Here is a 24,533-nt window from a genome sequence, read left to right on the forward strand (position 1 = left end):
CAGGTGCCGGTATGGATAAAACCAGCCCATCCCCCGTTGTGGTCTGGTTCCGCGATGACCTGCGACTGGCCGACAACCTTGCCCTGACCAATGCTGTGCGGAGCGGCCAGCCCCTGTGGTGCGTGTTTATACGCCCTGCTGGCCAGACCTGCACAACCGCGCTGGACTGGTGGCAGGCCCAGAGTGTGCAGGCGCTGGACCACGCCTTGCGCGCATATGGCGGCCGCCTGCACCTGTTTACGGGGCAGGCCGAGCAGATTCTGCCCGAACTGGTGCGTGAAGGCGGGTGTACGCAGGTGTTCTGGAACCGTCGCTACGACCCGGCGGGTAAGGCTACGGATACCCGGCTCAAGGCCCAGCTTAAACAGATGGGTGTGGCAGTGCACAGCACGCCGGGCAGCCTGCTGCATGAGCCATGGACCGTGCGGAGCAAGGCCGGGCAGCCTTTTCAGGTTTTTGGTGCATTCTGGCGTGCGGCCAGTGCTACGGCCCATTACCCGGCCCCCTTGCCGGTTCCCCCAAGTATGGCGTTTGCCCCATGCCTGGCCTTGCCAGATGCACAGATCTTGCCCGATGCCGCGGTGCAGAACCTGCCAGGCTGGGCCGAGGCCATGCGGCCCTACCACGCTTTTGCCGAGCAGGATGCACACGCCCAGTTGCATGACTTTATTGCCCATGCCCTGCAAAACTATGCGCACGACAGGGATTTTCCCAGCAGGGATGCAACGTCCGAGCTTTCTCCTTTCTTGCGCACGGGCCAGATAACACCCGCACAGATCTGGCACGCCGTGGCGGCGGCAGGCGCGCAGGATGGAGGGAGTAAGTTCCTCTCCGAAATCGGGTGGCGGGAGTTTGCGTGGTCCTTGTTGTGGGAACACCCGGATATGAGTACGCGCAACCTCAGGCCTGAGTTTGATACAATGCCATGGCGGGTGGACCCCAAGGGGCTGGCACGCTGGCAAAAGGGGTGCACGGGTTACCCGCTGGTTGACGCGGGCATGCGCCAGCTCTGGCAGACGGGTCTTATGCACAACCGGGTGCGGATGGTTGTGGCGTCTTTTCTGGTCAAACACCTGCTGATTGATTGGCGCGAGGGCGAACGCTGGTTTGCCCATACGCTGGTGGATTATGACCCCGCAAGCAACCCCATGAACTGGCAGTGGAATGCTGGAACCGGGGTGGAATCCGCACCTTTTTTCCGGATTATGAACCCCATCCTGCAATCGCAGAAATTCGACCCCGATGGCGCGTATATCCGTACCTGGGTGCCCGAACTGGCGGGGTTGCGTGGCCCCGATATTCATACCCCATGGCAGGCAACTCTGTTGCAGCCGACTGGCTACCCCAGCCCCATTGTGGACCACGGCGTAGCGCGCGCACGGGCACTGGCAGCATGGAAAGCGCAGAAAAACGAGGCATGAGTTAAGCCCATGCAGCCTTTACGCCGGATATGACCCGATAATGCGGGGTAAAGAACTGATTTTTTTGAAAATATGGTGAAGAAAACAATTTTTTTGACGGGCATCAAGGCCAAAGGCTTCGGTTTGCGTTTGTAATTACAGGACAGAACAAACCACGGAGCAGATACATGACCCGCGTAGCAGGAAAAGTCGCCATTGTTACAGGGGCCGCCAACGGTATTGGCAAGGCCACCGCAATTCTGCTGGCCAAGGAAGGTGCCAAGGTTGTCGTGGCTGATTTGCAGGAAGAAGCCGGGCACAACACGGTAGCCGAAATCAAGGCCGCAGGGGGCGAGGCCCTGTTTGTCAAACTCAACGTTACGCAGGAAGCAGACTGGCAGAACGCCGTAAATCTGGCGGAGCAGACATTTGGCAAGCTGGATGTTGCGGTCAACAATGCCGGTATTGCCTATAATGGCACGGTGGAAAGCACGAGCCTGGAAGACTGGCAGCGTGTGCAGTCCATCAACCTCAACAGCGTGTTTCTGGGCACCAAGTATGCGGTTGAAGCCATGAAAAAAGCAGGGGGCGGGTCCATTATCAACCTGTCCTCCATTGAAGGGCTGGTGGGGGACCCTACCCTTGCAGCCTATAACGCCAGCAAGGGCGGCGTGCGCCTGTTTACCAAATCTGCCGCATTGCACTGTGCCAAGTCGGGCTACAAGATTCGGGTCAATTCCGTGCATCCGGGCTATATCTGGACCCCCATGGTGCAGGGGCTGACCAACGATGCCGCAGAAGCACGCCAGAAGCTGGTGGACCTGCATCCGCTTGGCCATCTGGGTGAGCCGGACGATATTGCCTACGGCATTCTGTATCTGGCGTCTGACGAATCCAAGTTCATGACCGGGAGTGAACTGGTGATTGATGGCGGCTACACGGCCCAGTAAGTCATTTTGTTACCCCCGGCCCTTCAAGGGACTGGGGGTCACAAAAAAGCCTCCCGCACAGTGCTGCGGGAGGCTTTTTTGATGGTCTGCCCGTAATGGTGCAGGGGCTTATGGCAGCGGGTGGGCTGCGTTAAGCGTGTTGCGCTCTTCCAGAATCTGGCCGGGCTGGAGTGGGGTTGCACGCGCGCTCTTGATTTCGTCCGCAGTAAAGGCCGGGGCGGAAGCGTCGCCCGACAGGGCGGAAACGTAGCTCAGCAGTGCTGCAATATCATCATCCGACATGGCGGCCATGGAGGGCATGTAACCCATATAGGACATGCCGCCAGCCTTCAGGCTGCCTGCCAGGCCGTTGAGCAGTACGTGAATAACGTAGGTTTTGCCTTCGGGGGTGGCTGCAATCTGGTTGATACGGCCTTTAAGCGGAGGGAACTGCCCGGGCACGCCGCTGCCGGTGCTCTGGTGGCACATGGCGCAGTGTGTTGCGAACAGTTGCGCACCATCGGCTGCTGCGTGTGCGTTCCCTGCAAGGCCGGACAGGCCCGCAGTTGCTGCAAGCACAGCCAGAATGGTTTTTTTCATGAAAAACTCCTGCTTAATCGTTCGATTTCGCAACAATTATACACGGCTTTGGCTGTATCTCAACTCCCCCCTGCGCACAGATCCGCATATGGGGGGCGCAAGGATAAAGTTGCCGTTGGGCTGGCTTCCTGTCATTCAGGCGTCATGACGAAAGACAAGGACTTTGAGATCTTTTTGGCCACCGTGCCGGGGCTGGAATCCGTGTTGTGCGCGGAGGTGCGGCTTAAAGGGTTCAAACAGCCCGTGGCCGTGCCCGGCGGGGTTGTTATCCGCGGTGGGTGGCCGGAGGTCTGGCGCGCAAACCTGTGGGTGCGTGGGACCAGCCGGGTTCTGGCGCGTATAGCGTCTTTTCCCGTTGTGCACCTGTCCCAGCTCGACCGGCGCGCGCGGCAGGTTGCGTGGCAGGACGTTCTGCGCCCCGATGTACCCTTCCGGGTGGAGGCAAGCTGTGCAGGCTCGCGCGTGTACCATGCCGGTGCTGCGGCCGAGCGCATAGGCAAAGCCATTGCCCAGACGCTGAGGGCCACACAGGCGGATGACGCACCAGTGCTGGTGCGTGCGCGTATTGAGCAGAATCTCTGCACCATAAGCGTGGATACATCGGGCGATCTGCTGCACAGGCGCGGCTACAAACAGGCCATTAACCGCGCCCCCCTGCGGGAGACAATGGCGGCCCTGTTCCTGCGCCAGTGTGGCTATAACGGGCAGGAGCCAGTGCTGGACCCCATGTGTGGCTCGGGTACGTTTGTGATTGAGGCCGCCGAAATTGCCGCCCGCCTTAACCCCGGCCGGGCGCGCCATTTTGCGTTTGAACAACTGGCGACCTTTGATGCACAGGCATGGCAGCAGATGCGCGCGGTTAAAAGCGAACGCACACCGTTGGTCCATTTTTATGGGAGCGACCGGGATGCAGGCGCCATAACCATGAGCCGCGCCAACGCTGAACGCGCAGGCGTGCAGGACTATGCAACCTTTGCCCAGACCACAATCAGCGCCCTGCGGCCACCACCGGGGCCTGCGGGGCTGGTTATTGCCAATCCACCCTATGGCACCCGCATAGGGGACAAGCAGAGCCTGCTCCCCCTTTACAGTGCGTTTGGGCAGACCATGCTGGCGCATTTTTCGGGCTGGCGTGTGGCTATTGTCACGACCGAGGCAAAGCTTGCCCATGGTACCGGCCTGCCATTTTTGCCGCCCGAAGCCCCCGTGCCCCATGGGGGGCTGCGTGTTTCGTTGTACCAGACCGCACCGCTGCCATAGGGGACGGTGTGGTATGGGGGCGGGCATGACGGGCATGCCTGCACGCCCCCTTTATTTCCCCCATCCTGCTTTATAAAAGGAAGCCCGATCAGCAGGTGAGCCAGGGGGGAGGTGCCAAAAAATGAGCGTGACATGGGGCGATTTTCAAGCCGTTGTGCAGTTATCGGCCGGTCTTAACGTGGCTATTCTCAGCTTTGTGGACATCAGCCTGCCCGCCATCAAGGAGCGGCGGCGCGTGTTTGCCAAGGCCCGGCAGGAACTCGATATTCACCGCAAAAACCCCCACAAACGTACGGAGGTTGAAATAAAGGAACACACCGCCGCTGTGGATGATGTGGACCGCAAGCTGTTTGACCTGTGGCGGGAGACATCGGCGTTTGAGAGTATTGAGGATTCCTTGCTCAAATCAACCGGCGTGCTCGGGTTTTGTGGCGCGGTGCTGAGCATAGGCCTGCTGTGGTATTCCGCCCTGCACTATGATGCTCCCATCCTGTTTACAGGGGAACTGCTGACCGTTATTTCGTTCGGCTCCCTGCTGGGTGCGTTTTTGATCAATTACTTCACCGCATCCAAGGCATCCCAGTATGCCAAACGGTGCAATGACCTGCGCACCCATATGCGCTTGCACCTTTAGGCACAGAACCTGAAAAAAACAGTGCAGGTTCTGCCAGTTTTATAAGGCTGGTGGGGCATAGCCTAGAACTTCAGCAACATGCTGGCCTTTACACCACTTTCCACCGATTGCGCACCATACTGACCGGTATAGGACAGACCGATTTTTATGCGGTCGCTCAGTCTGGCGCTCAGCCCCGTATCCAGCACCACAGCATCGGTTGAGAGGGGTGTGCCTGCAATATCCATGCTGCCGCTGCCTCCTGCGGCAAACAGCATATGGGTTGTGGGTGTTGTCAGCCCGAATGCGTGCCGGTACGCCACCGAGCCATGTGGGATTAACAGCAGCCTGCCCGCATGAAAGCTGGAAGAAGCCTTGACCCCAAAGGTGGAAAACGTAACCCCCGTATCCATTCCCGCCCCCCGCAGGGCTGCTGCCCCGCCATGTTCATGGTAGCCATTGGTGTGCAGGTTGACATACGCCACATTGGCAAAAGGTTCGGCTATGCTTCGGCCCATGTAAAGGCGGTAACCCAGCTCACCAAACCCCTGTGCGGTGCCCCCAAGATAACTGCTTGAAAGGCGGTCCGCATAACCGGGAAAAGCAACATTGCGTTGTAGGCTCAGCATATTCCACGTATAGGCAGCACCCAGTTTAAGGGTAAGTGCACCCCAGTGTGTGCCTGCATACCCCCCAAGGCTTACCGTGTTGCCATGGCCGGATGAGCCACGCCCACTCCCTACATCAAACATGGTGCGGCCATAGCTGAGCATGCTGCCAATGCGCCATGTGTTGTTGAGTATGGGGGTATCTACCCCCATGATAAAACCGGTGGTGGAATGGTGCAGGGCTGCGGCATTGCCATCGCCCCCATTATGGCCAAGGCTGCCGTAAGCCTGCCCCCACAAGACGGTCTGTTCGCTCAGGCAGCCTTCATCCTTGCGGCCGGTTTTGAGCGATGCCGTGTGCAGGGTATCGTCCACATAGCCTTTGTTGCAGTCTGCTGTATCCAGCCGTTCCATGGCAGCCTGACGTAACAGGAAGCTGTCCTGCACAAGTGCGGTACGGGCCGAGGCATGCACCTCGCCCGAAAGCGTGTTCATGCTCCGGCGGGCCTGTGCGGCATTCAGGTGCTCCATAGCCCCCACAATGGCGCTGCTCTGGGGCACGCGGTCCAGCATCTGTGCGGTTTCGCGCTCGTTGCGGGTATTGGTGACAGAGGCAAAGCTCAGACTGTTGCGTGCCATAAGCACGTCCAGATCATTCCCGTTATAATACAGCGATGGTGAGATAAATGTGTAAGGGCTGCTCAGGTTGGTTTGCAGGGAGTAGGTTTTTTGCAAAAATCCGTTGCCTGTTGTGAGAATGGTATAATATTCATTCAGTTTTAACGAGGTTGCAGGCGTAACATTCAGAACAACAGTGCCAGAAAGGGCAGCACTGCCCGCAACGCTGAGTGTGTTGGACTGCAACTGCTGGTACTGCGTGCCCTGAAGGTTCAAGACCTTGCCCGAAAGCTGGTCCGTGCCCTGAAGGGCGAGTGTGGAGTTCTGCGCGGTTTGCAAATTTCCTGCCACCCGAACACTGTTTTGTACATCGGGGGTGGCAAGGGTGCCACCAGAACCAATAACGGTATCCCCCACGGAGCCAGACCCGCTTAAGGTGCCACCATTGCTGACATCAACGGATGAAGAGGTAATGGACCCATCCACCTCCAGCGTGCCTTGTGTTACGGTGGTGGCCCCCGTGTAGGTGCTGTTTGCGCTCAGCACGGTTGTGCCGGCACCATTTTGTGCCAGACCACCTGTGCCATCAATACTTTGCGCCAGTGTAAAGGTGCCACTGTGGTTTATGGCCAGCACGCCGTTGTTGTGGATGGCAGTGCCAGCGGCAAGGGCACCGGACGTGCCCCCATTACCCAGTTGCAATACACCGCCGTTAATGGATGTTGCTCCCTGATAGGTCTGGTCCTTGGTAATAATCAGGGTTCCCAGATCCGTTTTTACCAGAGATGTACCGCCAGAAACCAGTTGGTCATTCAGCACCGTATCCAGTATGGCGGTAATGGAGGCCCCAGCCGTAGTGCCATCCCCCACACGGATAAGAGTGGACGCGCTGTTTGCGTAAATATTATCCCCGGTTACCGTGTATATTTTGCCATCATTATTGGCAAACTGCATGCCGCTGGCGACAACATTGTTTGTAACGCCGTTATATGTGTCCTGCACGGTTACCGTTCCGGCATTGCCGGCATAAACAACAAACTGGCCATTAACCCACGGCCCGTTGGTCTGGCCTGTTTTGTCGGTCCAGTTCAGGTCATTGGTGCCGGTCTGGGCGTCCCATGTGCCGGAGCCGCCATCTACCGTGTTGTTGCTCCGGTTGGTGGTGCTTCCACCATCCCAGAACGTCAGGTTGCCGTAATTGATAACCAGATTGACCTGATGATCAATGGATGTCTGCAAGGATGCCGTAGCACCGGGGGCAACGCTTGTTGGGGCCAGTGTCTGGTCTGCGGCACCACTTAATGTGCCACCGTATGTGTACAAACGGTAAAGGCCGGGGTCCAGACTGTTATTGTTTACGTTTGGCCCGGCGGTATTGGGCGTAATGCTGAGCGTGCCGCCAAGGGTGAGGTCTCCCTGCACGGCAACCAGAGAGTTATAGGCGCCGCCAGCAATATTGGTCTGCCCCAGATAAAAGTTCTGGGATGATCCGCTCGCCAGTGTCAGGTTTTGTGCCATGCTCAGGATGCCAACATGGCTGGTCACATCACCCGGGGTCAGGGTGCCCCCACTTTGTATGACGGTATTCCCCCCCAGTGTGCCGGTGCCAGATAAAGTGGCTGTGGCGTTTACCAGTGTATCCCCGGTGGCTGTGCTCTGGTCACCATTGATGGCTAGAATGCCCGATGTGATCTGGGTGGTGCCGGTATAGGCATTATTGCCACTAAAAACCTGTGTCCCGGATGCGCTTACGCTCACCCCACCAGTGCCGGAGAGCGTGCCGGAGTAGGTGTTGTCTGCCGTGGCCAGTGTAAGCAGCCCGTCCAGAGTGCCGTTGGCCGAACCACTTAAAGACCCAATGGTTGCGCCGTTTGCCGTGACATCAAAAGTGCCGCCATTGGCCAGAAGCTGCCCGTTTATGGTGTTCCCATCCAACGTTAGGGTGCCGGACGTGTTGGTTGTGTTGTGCAGGACCGTATTGTTTTTGGCGAGTAACAGCGTGCCTGCGTTAGCAACACTGTCCACGGTGCCAGCATTGAGTGTGAGTGTGCCGCCGGAATCATTGACCGCGGCACCCGCTATTGTGCTGTCGGAAAAAGTTGCCGTGCCACTTTTGTTTTCCACGCTTCCAACATGGGAGTTGTTCTGAATGGTCATGACCCCAATGTTGGAAAGGGCACCCTGTATGGTTGCGGCATCCATGTTCAGGACTGTCGAGTTTGTAAAGTTTCCAACAACTGTTGCATTGGTATTGATGTTTGCCGTCCCGGCATTGTTGACATCCCCCAGAACCTGGGATGACCCGGTCAGGTTAAAGGTGGAGCCGGTGGTGTCTGTTACGTTGCCTTTGATAACGGAGGAACTGCTGAGTGTGGCCGTGCCGGAGTTTATAAGGGACTGTTCAAAAACCGCATTGCTGGCGGCCTGAATAACCCCCGTGTTGGAGTTGTTCACCAGCCCGCCAATGGTCCCGTTAACGGTAAGCTGCCCAATGTTGAGCACATTCCCAAAAACCTTGCCGGTGCTGGTAATAATGGTGGGGTTGGCCGCACTCGAATTGTTGGTCAGGCTGCCAGCGATTGACCCGGATAGATTCAGGGCAGCATTGGCGCTGACTGCGGTCATCCCCGTATATGTATTCTGCCCTGAAAAGGACTGAACCCCGCCAGAGAGCGATATGCCACCCGGCCCGGACATAACGCCGGAATAGAGCGCGTTGCCCGCACGGTTGATGATCAGGGTGCCAGTCAGGGTGCCATTTGCCGTGCCGGAAAGGGCGTTTACCGCACCATTAATAACATTGAATGTGCCCCCGTTGGCCTCCAGCGTGCCCAGCACATAAACGCCCATACCCGAAAGTGTGACCGTGCCGCCATCGCTGACAACATTGCCCTGAACCATGGCGCTGCCATTCAGGTTAAGTATGCCCGAATTGCTTACGTCACTCCCTATTATGCTATTGGTTGTAAAGGTGCCCGATGCGTGGTTTGTCAGCCCCCCCTGTATTGCGGTGGCGGAGAGTTTGGCTGTGCCTGAATTCTCAAAACTCCCGTTTATGGTGCCGGATAGGTTTGAGAATGTTGCATCCTGCTGGTTGATAATATTCAGGGTTTCTGCGGCTGAGAGCGTCATGCTGCCGTAATTGTTCACGTCCCCCATTGTGCCAAATGTGGCGCGGATGGACCCGGAGGCAAGGTTGACAATACTGCCGGTTGTTCCTCTGGTCAGGTAGAATGTTCCGCTGTTGGTTGTATTGTTGAGCGTTCCTGAATTATTTAACATCCCATTATTGGTTGTTGTGCCGGCAATTCTCCCCGATGAGTTAATAAATGTGCTGCCATTGTTGGTCAGGTTTATATTCTGGCTATTGCTGACCGAGTAATTCGAGCCCGCAGCAACGGTATAATCCGTTGCACTGCTGGCAGCGAAAGCGGGAACAGAAACAAACAGCGACGTGGTAAAAAGATAAACCTTAAGCCCGTTAACGTGTGGTTTGCGGAAAATTGTAAGGCATTTTCCCAACATGCGGCTGTCTCCTGACGGGCTTAATAGAAATGTCCGGAGAAAACCTTAATAATAATTAATTAATAATATTCTAATCTTTCTCTATCTATATTTGATATTATTTTCTTAACAGCGTTATTTATCCTACAAAAAACAACATTTGTTTGATTTTTATTTACATAAATTATGTTTATTCAGGGCGGGAGGAGCCGCTTATCCTATGCGGCAGGCCAGTCCTCTGCTGCATGGAACGCCATTTTGGCCGGGTTGCCGCGCGGGAGGATTGTCCGCGTTGGTATGGGAAAAACCTGCTCACACCTGTTCAGGACTGGAGGCTGAGAACGCGGAAGGGGGAGGGGGCTGATCGTAAAAATCCACCCTCATCGCCACCTTGCCCATGGGGGTTACAAAATGAGGCTGCTGCGGCTCGATCAGGCCGGGGGTGGCCGGTGTCAGCAGAAGTTCAGATGGAGGGGCCAGATAAGTGAGCTTCAACTCCCCTTCAAGCACACGGATCACGCCCCACACACCCGCCTTGGTATTATGGCGCGTGCGCAAAGCAGCAGGTAGCGTGTCCTGATTGAATACGGGTGTGGAGCGATAGGGCAGGACTTCGGTCATGGGTATCATTTTTCCGGGGAACAGCGCCTCAAGGTGCTGTGTTGCGCTGGGGCATGGCCCGTTTGGCGTAAAAAGAGAGTGCAAGCTGCAAGCTTCTGGCAATGTTGGCTGCCTTGTCCTGTAGAACAGCGGCCACATCTGCTGGCATGTGTGTGGAGGTGGTCTCACCCCACAGTGCCAGCCACCGATCGAACAGTTCTGGCGTAATCCGGTCACGGTGTTGCATATGCACGGGCACCGGCTGGCCTTTGTAACGCCCGGTACCCAGCATGACGGAAGACCAGAAAGCCGTGAGCGTTTGCAGGTGCTCAGGCCAGTTGGTCACGGCATCTTCAAAAATGGGGCTAAGCTCGGGGTCCGCGCGCACACGTGTGTAAAAGGCGTTTACAAGTGTTGCCAGCCCGTCCTCGTTTAGTGGCAGCCTGCTCATAATATGAGCCTCCTTAACAGCCTGATGTTGCGCACAGTCTATCTGATGCGACTGGCAGAAAGGTTGCGCCAGCGCAAACCCGGCACGCCCCCAACGCAGTAGAAATATGGTGAGACAGGCAAATATGGCAATCTTCCCAAGGAGGGATGGATGAACGAACTGGCAATTGCCCGGGCACTGCACGTGATCGGGGTCGTGATCTGGATTGGCGGGGTCTCCATGGCGACAACAGCGGCTTTGCCTGCCCTGCGCTGTGGTGTGTTCGGGGCGGACAGGCTTGCGGCTTTTCAGGCTTTTGAGCGTCGTTTTGTGTGGCAGGCGCGCGGTGCTGTGGTTCTGGTCGGGCTGAGCGGACTTTTTATGGTCATGAAAATGGACCTCTGGGCACGTTTTGCTGAACCCGGTTTCTGGTGGATGCACGCCATGGTGGGGTTGTGGTTGGTGTTTGCCATTGTTCTGTTTATTGCGGAGCCTCTTGTTCTCCACCGGCGCTTTAATGTCTGGGCAAAGCGTGACCCGGATGCTGCTTTTACCGCCTTGCATCGCGCGCATATTGTTCTGCTGGTGCTGGGTCTGGTAACCGTTTTTGGTGCGGTGGCGGGTAGCCATGGCTGGTCGCCGGTCTGATCGTATGCGTGGCATGAATACCCTGCGCGGCATAAGGGGTGTATGGGTCATGGCATGTCTGAGCAAAAAACGCCTTCGCAGAATACGGTCAGGGCCATATGCGCACTGGGTCTGGTAAAGGGGTTGCCGCCCGAAGTGGCAGCGCATGTTGCGTCTTTGGCGCGGGTTGATGTTCTGCCCGGTGGGGCTGGTGTGTTCACGCAGGGAGCAGTGGCGCAACGGGCCTATGCGGTGCTTGTGGGGGCGGTGCGTATCCGCCAGATCGGGAGCGATGGCGCGCAGGCACTCATGCGCATGATTGCACCGGGGGAGATGTTTGGCACCGTCGCGCTGTTTACCGAAGGGTATTACCCGGCGGACGCTGAAACAGCGATGCCCTCGCATATTGCAAGCTGGTCAAAAGCGGACTTTATGGCGCTGACCATGAACTCCCCGCAAATTGCGATCAACATTATCGGCATGGTCGGGCAGCGGCTTGCCAATGTTCAAAACCGCCTGCGTGAAATGGCAACCCAGAGCGCAGAGCAGCGCATTGCCCATGCCCTGCTTATGCTGGTTGAGCAGAGTGGCGCCATGCAGGCCGGGGCTTGTGAGATTTGTATTCCCCTGCGCCGCAGGGATGTGGCGGAACTGGCGGGCACAACGCTCTATACCGCCAGCCGCCTGCTGGCCGCGTGGGAGAAGGTGGGGCTTTTGGCCCGCTCCCGCCAGATGCTGGTTGTGCGTGATGCCAATAAGCTGCGCAGAATTGCGCAGGGCGGGCTTCTTTAAAAACATTTTGAATGGACTACACTCTTTGCAGAGTGTCTTGCTGCTGCATGGCTTGGCTCCTTGTGCGGCCTGTGTGGCAAAAAACAAACAGCATCCTGCCAGGATGTCGCCTGCGCACAGAAACATTTTGACATCGGAATGATATGCCGTCATCCTTGGGTCAGATCTGGTAAATGTCAACGCTGGCATTCGATCCATAAGGTCATGATGATATCTACATTGGGGGCCAATGATGGCCTTCTTGCCCATGGTGGGCGTGCCTGACGTTTAGTCCGGCACTAGGTATTAGTGTTATGGATAGAGGTTTCCTCAAAGCTGGTAATCCCCGCACTCTGCTTGCTGCTTGTTGATTTTCACTGAGAACTGACCCGGGTAGGGCGGAAATTTTCATCGAGATTTGGGTTCTTCCGCACTTTTCGTGATGATGTTTTTTGATTATGCGGGCTGAAGGACACGCGCCCTGAGGAGTTCGAAGCCTGCTCTTCCGAACATGGTTCGCTTGATCATTTTCAGTCGGCTGATCTGTCCTTCAACCGGGCTGGTTGTCCAAGGTGTGACAAGAGACGCTTCAATGGCAGCCGCATCCCGTTCAAGCGCGGGAATCAGACGTGACAGCAGCGTCGTCTTTCCTTCTTCCAGCAGAGCCTTCAGATCGCCTCCCGTGCAGGTGTCACCCCTTTTACAGAGCAGGGTCTGCATTTTCCTGAGCCAGCAGAGTGTGACGGCAAGGTGCGGTTCAGCTTCCAGAAGGGCAGGAACCAGCAGTCCCTCCTGTCCGGCAGATAACGGATCCTCTGCGAGGAGAAGCCGCGCAAGTCTGCGTCCCCGAGGTGCAACGACATGCGCGGAAGGAACGGGTTTCGCGGAACATCCCTGTCGCGTCGCCACCCATTTCCAGACGGTGCCATATTGTCCTGCAAAGCCCTGCTCCAGGAGTTCCCGCCATAGCTGACGACTATTGCGACATCCTTCGGACCATCTCTTTTCCAGGTGGGCTGCGTAAGGCACGAGTATGCTGCGTAGCGGAACCGTCCTTTTCCATGGTGGTGCATGGCCCCGCTGAAACCAGCGCCGCACGGTTTTTCTCTCTACCCCGATCGTTGTGGCGATAGCCTGAATGCTGTGTCCCTCTGCTTTCAGGGCAAGAGCTTCCTTGAAAAGAATATCACGTCGTTCCCCAGAGGCTGACCTGACGACCGCCTGCGCCTCTTCTGGATGCGCTCTGATTGTTTCAGATATTTTGCTTACTGCCGTTGATACGTTCAGCTGTCGTGTCAGGGTCCTCACTGTTGTCGTAAAACGGTCCAGAATGCTGACAAAAGCGTCTGACAGGTTCTTCAGCAGATGCCAGCGGTCTGTCACCTGAAGAGCGGATGGTGCGCCTCTGCGGCATCCGTCTGCATAAGCACCGGCACGGTCTCTGGCAATGATTTCAATACCGGGATGGACCTGCAGCCATCGGGCAAGGGTATCAGCGTCCCGATCTGGCAGGAGGTCAATGACATCATTTTTCTCAAGATCAACCACAATCGTTCCATAGTGATGTCCCCGCCGCCATGCCCAGTCATCCACCCCCACCACACGTGTACGGGCCATGCCTTTTGTGGTGTTCTGCGCACGTGAGAGAAGACGGCGGACAAGAGTATCGGCGCTGATGGGGCAACACAGGCGCACGGTCATTCGTGCTCCAGCGGAACCGCCCAGGGTATGGGCGATATAATAATGAAGATCGGCAAGACGTGTGGTCTGTCTGCCATGACGCACGGTTATCCCCTCAAGGGGCATGACAAACGTCCGACGTGGACAAAGCATCGTCTGGCAGAAAAAGCGCGGCACAGAAACGATCAGCGTGGCTGGACGGCCCTGCCATGGAAGATCCGCGAGTTTTCTCTGATAGAAACTGTGAATGCGTCGTGTCGGGCACTGACAGTCCGGACACACTGCACTCCGCTTTCGCAGACCGACTTCGATCTCCACTCTGTTGTCCAGTGCAACAACACGACGAACGACGAGGGAACGGGGAAGATCAAGAGACCGAAGGCGTGACACTGGGGAATATCCATGAAAGTGAACGACTTTCTGGATTTCCCAGTTCCGGAACCTAAGTACAAGATACCCATCACGAAAAGTGCGGAAGAACCGTTCTCGGTTCTTCCGCACTTTTCGTGATGATGTTTTTTGATTATGCGGGCTGAAGGACACGCGCCCTGAGGAGTTCGAAGCCTGCTCTTCCGAACATGGTTCGCTTGATCATTTTCAGTCGGCTGATCTGTCCTTCAACCGGGCTGGTTGTCCAAGGTGTGACAAGAGACGCTTCAATGGCAGCCGCATCCCGTTCAAGCGCGGGAATCAGACGTGACAGCAGCGTCGTCTTTCCTTCTTCCAGCAGAGCCTTCAGATCGCCTCCCGTGCAGGTGTCACCCCTTTTACAGAGCAGGGTCTGCATTTTCCTGAGCCAGCAGAGTGTGACGGCAAGGTGCGGTTCAGCTTCCAGAAGGGCAGGAACCAGCAGTCCCTCCTGTCCGGCAGATAACGGATCCTCTGCGAGGAGAAGCCGCGCAAGTCTGCGTCCCCGAGGTGCAACGACATGCGCGGAAGGAACGGGTTTCGCGGAACATCCCTGTCGCGTCGCCACCCATTTCCAGACGGTGCCATATTGTCCTGCAAAGCCCTGCTCCAGGAGTTCCCGCCATAGCTGACGACTATTGCGACATCCTTCGGACCATCTCTTTTCCAGGTGGGCTGTGTAAGGCACGAGTATGCTGCGTGACGGAACCGTTCTTTTCCATGGTGGTGCATGGCCCCGCTGAAACCAGCGCCGCACGGTTTTTCTCTCTACCCCGATCGTTGTGGCGATAGCCTGAATGCTGTGTCCCGCTGCTTTCAGGGCAAGAGCTTCCTTGAAAAGAATGTCACGCCGTTCCCCAGAGGCTGACCTGACGACCGCCTGCGCCTCTTCTGGATGCGCTCTGATTGTTTCAGATATTTTGCTTACGACCGTTGATACGTTCATCTGTCGTGTCAGGGTCCTGACAGTCGTCGTAAAACGGTCCAGAATGCTGACAAAAGCGTCTGACAGGTTCTTCAGCAGATGCCAGCGGTCTGTCACCTGAAGAGCGGATGGTGCGCCTCTGCGGCATCCGTCTGCATAAGTACCGGCACGGTCTCTGGCAATGATTTCAATACCGGGGTGGACCTGCAGCCATCGGGCAAGGGTATCAGCGTCCCGATCTGGCAGGAGGTCAATGACATCATTTTTCTCAAGATCAACCACAATCGTTCCATAGTGATGTCCCCGCCGCCATGCCCAGTCATCCACCCCCACCACACGTGTAAGGGCCGTGCCTTTTGTGGTGTTCTGCACACGTGAGAGAAGACGGCGGACAAGAGTATCCGCGCTGATGGGGCAACACAGGCGCACGGTCATTCGTGCTCCAGCGGAACCGCCCAGGGTGTGGGCGATATAATAATGAAGATCGGCAAGACGTGTGGTCTGTCTGCCATGACGCACGGTTATCCCCTCAAGGGGCATGACAAACGTCCGACGTGGACAAAGCATCGTCTGGCAGAAAAAGCGCGGCACAGAAACGATCAGCGTGGCTGGACGGCCCTGCCATGGAAGATCCGCGAGTTTTCTCTGATAGAAACTGTGAATGCGTTGTGTCGGGCACTGACAGTCCGGACACACTGCACTCCGTTTTCGCAGACTGACTTCGATCTCCACTCTGTTGTCCAGTGCAACAACACGACGAACGACGAGGGAACGGGGAAGATCAAGAGACCGAAGGCGTGACACTGGGGAATATCCATGAAAGTGAACGACTTTCTGGATTTCCCAGTTCCGGAACCTAAGTACAAGATACCCATCACGAAAAGTGCGGAAGAACCGCCCCGGTTCTTCCGCACTTTTCGTGATGATGTTTTTTGATTATGCGGGCTGAAGGACACGCGCCCTGAGGAGTTCGAAGCCTGCTCTTCCGAACATGGTTCGCTTGATCATTTTCAGTCGGCTGATCTGTCCTTCAACCGGGCTGGTTGTCCAAGGTGTGACAAGAGACGCTTCAATGGCAGCCGCATCCCGTTCAAGCGCGGGAATCAGACGTGACAGCAGCGTCGTCTTTCCTTCTTCCAGCAGAGCCTTCAGATCGCCTCCCGTGCAGGTGTCACCCCTTTTACAGAGCAGGGTCTGCATTTTCCTGAGCCAGCAGAGTGTGACGGCAAGGTGCGGTTCAGCTTCCAGAAGGGCAGGAACCAGCAGTCCCTCCTGTCCGGCAGATAACGGATCCTCTGCGAGGAGAAGCCGCGCAAGTCTGCGTCCCCGAGGTGCAACGACATGCGCGGAAGGAACGGGTTTCGCGGAACATCCCTGTCGCGTCGCCACCCATTTCCAGACGGTGCCATATTGTCCTGCAAAGCCCTGCTCCAGGAGTTCCCGCCATAGCTGACGACTATTGCGACATCCTTCGGACCATCTCTTTTCCAGGTGGGCTGCGTAAGGCACGAGTATGCTGCGTAGCGGAACCGTCCTTTTCCATGGTGGTGCATGGCCCCGCTGAAACCAGCGCCGCACGGTTTTTCTCTCTACCCCGATCGTTGTGGCGATAGCCTGAATGCTGTGTCCCTCTGCTTTCAGGGCAAGAGCTTCCTTGAAAAGAATATCACGTCGTTCCCCAGAGGCTGACCTGACGACCGCCTGCGCCTCTTCTGGATGCGCTCTGATTGTTTCAGATATTTTGCTTACTGCCGTTGATACGTTCAGCTGTCGTGTCAGGGTCCTCACTGTTGTCGTAAAACGGTCCAGAATGCTGACAAAAGCGTCTGACAGGTTCTTCAGCAGATGCCAGCGGTCTGTCACCTGAAGAGCGGATGGTGCGCCTCTGCGGCATCCGTCTGCATAAGCACCGGCACGGTCTCTGGCAATGATTTCAATACCGGGATGGACCTGCAGCCATCGGGCAAGGGTATCAGCGTCCCGATCTGGCAGGAGGTCAATGACATCATTTTTCTCAAGATCAACCACAATCGTTCCATAGTGATGTCCCCGCCGCCATGCCCAGTCATCCACCCCCACCACACGTGTACGGGCCATGCCTTTTGTGGTGTTCTGCGCACGTGAGAGAAGACGGCGGACAAGAGTATCGGCGCTGATGGGGCAACACAGGCGCACGGTCATTCGTGCTCCAGCGGAACCGCCCAGGGTATGGGCGATATAATAATGAAGATCGGCAAGACGTGTGGTCTGTCTGCCATGACGCACGGTTATCCCCTCAAGGGGCATGACAAACGTCCGACGTGGACAAAGCATCGTCTGGCAGAAAAAGCGCGGCACAGAAACGATCAGCGTGGCTGGACGGCCCTGCCATGGAAGATCCGCGAGTTTTCTCTGATAGAAACTGTGAATGCGTCGTGTCGGGCACTGACAGTCCGGACACACTGCACTCCGCTTTCGCAGACCGACTTCGATCTCCACTCTGTTGTCCAGTGCAACAACACGACGAACGACGAGGGAACGGGGAAGATCAAGAGACCGAAGGCGTGACACTGGGGAATATCCATGAAAGTGAACGACTTTCTGGATTTCCCAGTTCCGGAACCTAAGTACAAGATACCCATCACGAAAAGTGCGGAAGAACCAAAAAGGTGGCGGAAATTCTGCCCCACCACCTCATAACTATTTGTTTTTATTGGGCTTAGCGAGGCCGGTCTTGGGCACCATTATAACGCAGTAAACTGCATCTCCCGTGACAATTTGATGTAATTTGTGCTCATCGCTCTTTGTGAGTGTTCGCATTTTTACACCCGCCTACAAGGGCACTGCGACAGTTGGAACAACACTGGCGCCCGCTGGCTGCCATCTCCTCACTCACTTCCAGAGCGATGGAAACAACTTCAACAGCAAGAAGCCCAAGTGTTCGTTCAATAGTGAGCACCTTCCCACCCGGTGGAGAATGGCATCTGTCTGGCTTCTGCCAGGTGCTGCCCCCGATGCGGAAACTGCATCGGTAAGACTTGTTCATCATTACACGGACCGGAATTGTCTGCGTGTTCGGGCTACTACATTGCAGGGCAGCCCACAGGCAACAGCCTGCGCCGAGACCACTGACTTCCCACGCTATCGCTGCCCCCAAGCCAGAAACGGCTATATTCCTATGCCCCGGAGCCACAATGCCAGTGCTTCCGGCCACCCCAAGCAAAGTGCGTCCGTAATTGGCCTTCCAGTTGGCTTCGTCAAAATTGCTACTAAACTCTGATACTTGCTTCTTTAATCAATATTTTTTCGAAGTTTCTATTGAATTATCATTCTTGGATTTTATTGATTTTATCTTTAAAATTAACAAATGACTGTATGTCGGTTTCCCAAGTTGATATTTTTTGATCATCTTCATCGATAAACCTTAAATCTCCCAAATCAGCCTCATTAGAAATTATTTTATCCAATGGATGTTGATCAGCAAGAATCATCTTATTTTGCAAATAAACAATATCGCCTTGCAAATAACACGGCCAAGACATGAAAAAATTAGATGTAATCGGATTACCAACAGAAACTAGGAAATAAGATTTTTTCTTCTTTAAAAGTAACTCTGCAGCATGCCGCCATTGTTTCTGGTAAGAAGCTTTATCGAAAAAAGTTGTATTCGAAAAAAACCTCTCATTGAAATCATTGATGATTATTTTCCCCCAGTACCCGTCTTCATCATAGAAATTATCACTTTTTTCTAAAAACAGGTCAAACATGACTAGTCCTTTATCGGGTTGAGTGAAAAATCGAATACACCGGATTTCTTGTCTCGTCTGTCAGACATTGTCCATCCGCTCCCCACATTATGAGCGTCACGCCTTCTTGTAATATATTGCCTTCTATTTCAAAATTCTGTCTGCACTCAATAAATTGCATGGCAGGTTTTGTTCCACTTTCCTGTGGACCATCTCCACTGATTGCGCCCCACCATACCAACCAGAGAATGCGCACAGAAGCGTGCCATCATTGCTTAAAACAACAATGGCACGTTCCATTTTTCTTCCAGAAAACTGTGTTCCGTTTGAGTGATCCAGCCCAGCCCCTGCATGTCATCCAGCATCCACGCCACATTCCCTGCTTCTGTATGGCCATGGATATAATGTGTTTTTTCTGTAAGGCCTTCGCCACTCAAGGTTTTAAGGGTTGCGGCTTCGGGCAGGTTTAATCCTTTTTCTTCCAGCGGTGCGGCTAGGTCATGTGCAACAGTCTGCCTGTTTTCCGCATTGCGCAAAAAAATCGTGGCATCGTTCAGCGCGTTGATAATTGCTTTGCAGACATCCTGATTTTGAGACGTGCCTTGTGGTACAACAAACTGCTTTTCAATATGGCGCGGCATAACAGTTTGAGAACCACCAGCCAGAAAAGCAAGGTTTTGCAGGCATGCTTCTGTCCCCCATGGCGGGCCGACACACCCGCCATCTATGGAGCCATTCATCAGGGCGCTGATAATATCAGGCGGGGGCATGACCTGAATTTCAATATCCTGCTCCATGTTCACCCCTATGGATAACAGGAACCGCTTGAGGATAAGAAAATGGGTTGAATACATATGCACAACAGAAAGCCTTGGACGGCGGCCGATTGTAGCGCGCCATGTCTCAAAGGCCTCACGCCCTTTATCCCCCGTGGGCCACTGGCCCATCAGCGGGTTGGTGCCACGCAGTATAACGGTGTTGCCCCCATAGCTTAACGTCGCAAGGGGCTTGAGTGCTGGCATATGCCCACGCCTGCCCAAAGAGGTCATCATAGCCAGTGGCGCAAACATAATGGCTGCATCCAGTGTTTTCCAGACCAGACCATCTGCGATATTGGCCCATGAGGGAGAAACCACCAGTTCCGTCCTAAGCCCGTATTGTGCAAACAGGCCCGCATTATGGGCAAGCATAACGGGCGCACTATCAGACAGGCGCAACAACCCGATACGGAGAGGTCTGGTCATGGTGTGTCGCTTTTCTGCTGGGCGGCGAGGTACTGGGTGGCCACGGTGACAATACGCTGGGATGTTTGCATCGCCCGCCCTCTGAACCAGCGATATGCCTGTGTTTCATTTGTTTTTTCATTTTTCATGAACAGCTTTTTGGCCTGATCAATAATCCTGCGCTCTTCAATTTCCTGCTGTGCGGCACTGAGTTCCGCCCGCGTGCGCTGAAAACGCGCATAGAGCGCAATGGCTGCACGGAGCAGCGGCTTAACATCATCCGGAGGGGCATCCAGAACATTGTAGGAGCATACCCCAGTATCAAACGCGGTTTCCATAAGGTCCACATCGTCCTCATCCACAAACAGGGCAATGGGCCGTTCCAGTGCTGGAACAGACAGTGCGCGCACGCTATCCAGCGCATCACGGTCTGCGCGGGCCATGTCCACAAGCACAACATCGGGGTAGTACTGGTGTACGGCTTCTATCAGGCTCATGCCAACAGGAACGGACTGTACATCAAGCGACGGGTCCGCCCGTAGCGTATCGGACAAGGCCTTTGCCCGTCCGGGGTTTTCATCGGCAACCAGCACCTTGATGGGGGTGCGCATGGGGGATGGGGCAGGATATTTATCCATTAATAAATATCTCGCAGGTAGCGGCCCCCTCTGGTCAGCCCGGCAACATAATCATCTGCCTGGCTTGCTGGCATGGCCCCATGCCGTGCCACAATACGGCGCAATGCGGCATCCACATCACGCGCCATACGCGCCGCATCTCCACAGATATAAAGGAAAGCCCCGGCCTGCAACCAGTTCCATAGCTCTGCCCCGGCTTCCTCCATCCTGTCCTGCACATAGATCCGCTTGGGTTGATCGCGCGAAAATGCGGTATCAAGCCGTGTCAGGCACCCGGTATGCGCAAAGCGGGCCAGCTCCTCCTGATAGTAAAATCCTTCCTGAGCGTGCCGTTCGCCAAAAAACAGCCAGTTGCGCCCTGTTGCGCCAAGGGCTTCACGTTCCTGCAAAAAACCGCGGAATGGCGCAATACCCGTGCCGGGGCCGATCATGATCACATCCGTCCCGCCATCTGCGGGAAGATGGAAATGCGTTGTGGGTTGAACAAAAACCGGCACATCGGCCCCCGCGGGCAACCCGGCAAGCCAGTTTGTGCACACACCGGGCCACGGATCGTTATTAACGCCAACAGTCAGTTCCACCACCCGCCCCGACACGAGCGGGGAAGAGGCTGTGGAATAAAGCCGGGGCTGCATCCTGCGGAACAGGGCGGGCACATCCTGTGCTGCAACATCAAGGCGGGCCTTCTGCAACAGTTCGGGCAGGTAGCCGCTTTCGGTCCGGCCCAGTGCGTGCAGCATTGCCGGGTTGGGGCGTGCCAGATCAAAATGGCGCAACAGGGCATCGTGCAGCCCAACGGTGCCTGCGCCCTTTAGGGTCACGGGAGTATCCGCTGGCAGGCCCAGTGCCGCCAGAGCGGTTTTGACAACCTCTACTGCGTTGCAGGGCCATATCCCCAGCGCATCTCCGGGCTTCCAGTCCAGGCTGCTCTTACCCAGGTCCAGACCAATACGGCGCGTATCCTTGCTGGCAGCGCCCTGACACAAGCGTTCGTTCAGTGCAAGGCGGGCAATAACCGGCGCATCCCTTGTGCCAACTCTGGGCTCGGGCAGCGTGGTAGCGGGTGCGGCCTCCCCTCCGGCGGGTGGGGCCACTGGGGGTATTGTGCTGTCCAGCACAGCCAGAAGCTGACCACGCCAGACTTCTACGGTATCCTCAAAATCCGGTTCGCAGTCCACGCGGTCCATGATCATACAGGCACCCAGCTCCCGCAGGCGACCATCCAGCGCACAGCCAAACCCGCAGAAACTGGCATAGGAGGAATCCCCCAACGCCAGAACCGCGCAGGAGAGGCCTGTCAGTGCCTCCTTACGCGCACGCAGGGTGTCCCAGAATGGGGTTGCACAATCGGGGGGATCTCCATCCCCAAAAGTGGAGACAACAAAAATCGCCTTCCCCTGCCCGAGGTCCGCATCCTTGCAGTGATCCAGACAGGCGAGTTCCACCGTATACCCGGCCTCCCGCAACCAGACAGCCACGGTAGCGGCCAGCGCCTCCGCCCGACCAGTCTGCGATGCCCACCAAACCCGGATGCTCTGCCGCACGGCAAGAACATTCGGGGGAAGAGGCTGGGCACATGCCTCCCCCACACGGCTGAACAGGCCCGCCAGCAGGCCGTTTACATAACTCCGCGCCTCCACAGGCAGGGGAGCGGATGCGGGTACATCCGGCACCAGACCGGGTTGTGGGGGCACCATACGCAACCCTTCCAGAAAACCTTTCAGCCATATTCTGGCCTGTTCGGGCAAGTCTGGCTGGAGGGCAGGATCATCAAGGGAGAAATGACGCATCAGGGTATCAAGCGGCATAGGGGCACTTCCTTCTTCCTGACGGGGGGCTGAGGGCGGCAAGGCATCTGGCACAACCCGCTCCAGCTTAACGGCACAGAGCTTGAAGCCAGGCTGGAGAGAGAGCGGGTCCACATCATCCGACGTAACCGCATTGACGGCCATGTCCGGGCCAAAGCGGTCATTCCAGTGGAATGGGGCAAAGCACTGCCCCGCCCCCACGCGCTGGCTGATTTGAACAGGCAGAACAATGTGCCCACGGCGGGACGTCACCCTGACACGATCATCCGCCTGCAACCCAAGTAACTGTGCATCCTGCACCGAAACCTCCACAAATGGGCCGGGGTTCAGGCGGTTCAGGCTGGCAACACGGCCTGTTTTGGTCAGGGTATGCCACTGGTGTTGCAGTCGGCCACTGTTGAGCACAAAGGGGAACTGCTCATCTGGCCATTCCTGCGGGCGCATCCACGGGCGCGCGTAAAAAATCGCACGCCCATCGGGGGTGGGAAAAACCGGCAGCACCTGCCCGGCCGGTACGTAGCGCACCGGGTGGCGGGCCTGCGTGTCCCCCACAGGAGCAGGCCACTGCACCGGGCCCTGACGCAGGCGCTCATAGCTCACTCCGGCACAGTCATAGCCGGTTTTGGGGTTTGTAAAACGGCTGAGTTCAGCAAACACTTCAGCGGCGGAAGTAAAGGAAAAACCCTGCTCAAACCCCATGGCGCACGCAACGCGGGCTATAAGCTCCCAGTCGGCCAGTGCTTCCCCCGGTGGAGCAACCGCCTTTTGTGCCAAGGTCATGGTCCGGTCGGAATTAACCTGCACGCCATCCGCTTCTGCCCAAAGGGCGGCTGGGAGCAGACTATCGGCAAATCCTGTGGTTTCACTATCTGCAAAAGCGTCCTGCACAACCACGTAATCTGCTTTTTCCAATGCCCGGATGACATGGCCGCGATTGGCAACAGTGGCCACAGGGTTGGTGCAGATAATCCAGCAGGCTTTTATGCGGCCTTCTTCCATGGCCTCAAACATGGCAATGGCGCCATTGCCCCCCTCATCCCGCAGGGTGCCGGGGGGGAGCTTCCACTGTGCCTCCACAAACGCGCGGTCTTCCGCCACCAGCGCGCTGCGTTGCCCCGGTAGCCCCGGCCCCATATAGCCCATTTCGCGCCCCCCCATGGCGTTGGGCTGGCCGGTCAGGGAAAACGGGCCGCAACCGGGCCTGCACAGCGTGCCTGTGGCAAGGTGCAGGTTGCATAGCGCATTGGTATTCCATGTTCCCGCAACGCTCTGGTTCAGCCCCATGGTCCACAGGCTCATCCAGTCCCCGGCCTGAGCAATCCAGCGGGCGGCGGTCATAATATCTGCAACAGGCAGGCCGGTTATTTCGGCAACAGTGCTGGGCGCATACTCTGCCAGAAATGCAGGCATGGCATCCCACCCACGGGTTGCCTGCGTGATAAACTGTTTGTCTATGTCTCCATTTTCAACAAGAATATGCAAAAGACCATTCAGCAGGGCCAGGTCTGTTCCCGGGCGGATGGGCAGGTACAGGTCCGCCTTTTCCGCCGTGGCCGTTTTGCGTGGGTCCACCACAATCAGCTTGGCCCCGGCCCTTTTCCGCTCCATCAGACGCAGGAACAGGATCGGGTGGCAATCGGCCATATTGGACCCGATGACAAAAAACAGGTTGGTGCAGTCCATATCCTCATAACTGCCCGGTGGTGCGTCTGCCCCGAGCGAGAGCTTGTAGCCTGTACCTGCCGCTGCCATGCACAGGCGGGAATTGGATTCTATATACTGGCTTCCAACATACCCTTTTGCCAGTTTGTTAATGAGGTACTGTGCCTCCACAGACATCTGACCGGACACATAAAACGCAAGTGCGTCCGGCCCATGTGTATCCAGAATACTGCGTAACCTTGCCGCCGTTTTGCCAATAGCCTGTTCAAGCGGAACCGCCACGGCGTCCGCCCCACGCTGCGGGCGCAACAAGGCGGTTTTTAAACGCTCCTGCGCATATAAGGGCTTATCGCACGAACTGCCTTTTGTGCATAAACGGCCGGCATTGGCAGGGTGCGCGGCATCACCCCGCACCTTTGCAATTTTTCCATCCTTTACATCCAGAATAATCCCGCACCCTACGCCACAATACGGGCAGACAGAACGGAATGAAGTATCAGGCAT

The 24,533-nt window shown here is 56.3% G+C and carries 17 protein-coding genes; 6 read left to right on the plus strand and 11 right to left on the minus strand.

What is annotated here, in order from left to right; translation table 11 throughout:
- Window positions 1–11: 11 nt before the first annotated feature.
- Both LKE65_RS06835 and LKE65_RS06840 read left to right on the plus strand, forming a co-directional pair.
- Window positions 12–1,421 (plus strand): cryptochrome/photolyase family protein, encoded by a 1,410-nt coding sequence (locus LKE65_RS06835; RefSeq protein WP_278740811.1) that lies wholly within the window; start codon window positions 12–14, stop codon window positions 1,419–1,421.
- Between the two features lie 167 nt (window positions 1,422–1,588).
- Entirely contained in the window at window positions 1,589–2,350 is a 762-nt protein-coding gene (locus tag LKE65_RS06840) for an SDR family oxidoreductase (RefSeq protein ID WP_165925291.1), read from the plus strand.
- A 108-nt stretch (window positions 2,351–2,458) separates the two neighbouring features.
- Here LKE65_RS06840 and LKE65_RS06845 read toward each other — a convergent pair whose 3' ends face one another.
- Window positions 2,459–2,929 carry a c-type cytochrome gene (locus LKE65_RS06845; protein ID WP_086646644.1) on the minus strand — a complete coding sequence of 157 codons (471 nt, stop codon included), beginning with the start codon at window positions 2,927–2,929 and terminating at the stop codon, window positions 2,459–2,461.
- Window positions 2,930–3,073: 144 nt separating this feature from the next.
- On the opposite strand from LKE65_RS06845, the gene LKE65_RS06850 reads away from it, so the two are divergent.
- Window positions 3,074–4,189, plus strand: coding sequence for a THUMP domain-containing class I SAM-dependent RNA methyltransferase (locus tag LKE65_RS06850; RefSeq protein WP_278740812.1), 1,116 nt, complete (start codon window positions 3,074–3,076; stop codon window positions 4,187–4,189).
- A 121-nt stretch (window positions 4,190–4,310) separates the two neighbouring features.
- The gene (locus LKE65_RS06855; protein WP_086646646.1) at window positions 4,311–4,823 is read left to right on the plus strand and encodes a hypothetical protein; all 513 of its coding nucleotides are present in this window, start codon (window positions 4,311–4,313) and stop codon (window positions 4,821–4,823) included.
- A gap of 62 nt (window positions 4,824–4,885) precedes the next feature.
- On the opposite strand, the gene LKE65_RS06860 is transcribed toward LKE65_RS06855, so the two are convergent.
- The 3 genes from LKE65_RS06860 to LKE65_RS06870 all read right to left on the minus strand — a co-directional run bounded on the left by LKE65_RS06860 (window position 4,886) and on the right by LKE65_RS06870 (window position 10,583).
- Window positions 4,886–9,553, minus strand: coding sequence for an autotransporter domain-containing protein (locus LKE65_RS06860; protein ID WP_278740813.1), 4,668 nt, complete (start codon window positions 9,551–9,553; stop codon window positions 4,886–4,888).
- 291 nt (window positions 9,554–9,844) lie between these two features.
- Window positions 9,845–10,153, minus strand: coding sequence for a DUF1971 domain-containing protein (locus LKE65_RS06865; RefSeq protein WP_278740814.1), 309 nt, complete (start codon window positions 10,151–10,153; stop codon window positions 9,845–9,847).
- A gap of 28 nt (window positions 10,154–10,181) precedes the next feature.
- Window positions 10,182–10,583, minus strand: a complete 402-nt coding sequence (locus LKE65_RS06870; RefSeq protein ID WP_278740815.1) for a group III truncated hemoglobin — start codon at window positions 10,581–10,583, stop codon at window positions 10,182–10,184.
- A 150-nt stretch (window positions 10,584–10,733) separates the two neighbouring features.
- Here LKE65_RS06870 and LKE65_RS06875 point away from each other — a divergent pair, with 150 nt between their 5' ends.
- The gene (locus tag LKE65_RS06875; protein WP_095349275.1) at window positions 10,734–11,210 is read left to right on the plus strand and encodes a hypothetical protein; all 477 of its coding nucleotides are present in this window, start codon (window positions 10,734–10,736) and stop codon (window positions 11,208–11,210) included.
- A 54-nt stretch (window positions 11,211–11,264) separates the two neighbouring features.
- A complete protein-coding gene (locus LKE65_RS06880; protein WP_278740816.1) occupies window positions 11,265–11,981 on the plus strand; it encodes a Crp/Fnr family transcriptional regulator in 717 nt (238 codons plus the stop codon).
- A gap of 435 nt (window positions 11,982–12,416) precedes the next feature.
- Here LKE65_RS06880 and LKE65_RS06885 read toward each other — a convergent pair whose 3' ends face one another.
- From LKE65_RS06885 to LKE65_RS06915, 7 genes are all read right to left on the minus strand, one after another.
- Window positions 12,417–14,030, minus strand: a complete 1,614-nt coding sequence (locus tag LKE65_RS06885) for an ISL3 family transposase (RefSeq protein WP_278739923.1) — start codon at window positions 14,028–14,030, stop codon at window positions 12,417–12,419.
- Between the two features lie 133 nt (window positions 14,031–14,163).
- Window positions 14,164–15,777 (minus strand): ISL3 family transposase, encoded by a 1,614-nt coding sequence (locus LKE65_RS06890; protein ID WP_278740817.1) that lies wholly within the window; start codon window positions 15,775–15,777, stop codon window positions 14,164–14,166.
- 132 nt (window positions 15,778–15,909) lie between these two features.
- Window positions 15,910–17,523 carry an ISL3 family transposase gene (locus LKE65_RS06895; RefSeq protein ID WP_278739923.1) on the minus strand — a complete coding sequence of 538 codons (1,614 nt, stop codon included), beginning with the start codon at window positions 17,521–17,523 and terminating at the stop codon, window positions 15,910–15,912.
- Between the two features lie 755 nt (window positions 17,524–18,278).
- Window positions 18,279–18,719 carry a hypothetical protein gene (locus tag LKE65_RS06900; RefSeq protein ID WP_278740818.1) on the minus strand — a complete coding sequence of 147 codons (441 nt, stop codon included), beginning with the start codon at window positions 18,717–18,719 and terminating at the stop codon, window positions 18,279–18,281.
- A 254-nt stretch (window positions 18,720–18,973) separates the two neighbouring features.
- Entirely contained in the window at window positions 18,974–19,942 is a 969-nt protein-coding gene (locus LKE65_RS06905) for an ABC transporter substrate-binding protein (RefSeq protein ID WP_278740819.1), read from the minus strand.
- Window positions 19,939–20,559, minus strand: a complete 621-nt coding sequence (locus LKE65_RS06910; RefSeq protein WP_086646655.1) for an ANTAR domain-containing response regulator — start codon at window positions 20,557–20,559, stop codon at window positions 19,939–19,941. Before LKE65_RS06910 ends, LKE65_RS06905 begins: the two co-directional genes overlap by 4 nt.
- Window positions 20,559–24,533, minus strand: a complete 3,975-nt coding sequence (locus LKE65_RS06915) for a bifunctional nitrate reductase/sulfite reductase flavoprotein subunit alpha (RefSeq protein WP_278740820.1) — start codon at window positions 24,531–24,533, stop codon at window positions 20,559–20,561. Before LKE65_RS06915 ends, LKE65_RS06910 begins: the two co-directional genes overlap by 1 nt.

The organism is Acetobacter fabarum, assembly GCF_022483405.1.
GTDB lineage: Bacteria > Pseudomonadota > Alphaproteobacteria > Acetobacterales > Acetobacteraceae > Acetobacter > Acetobacter fabarum.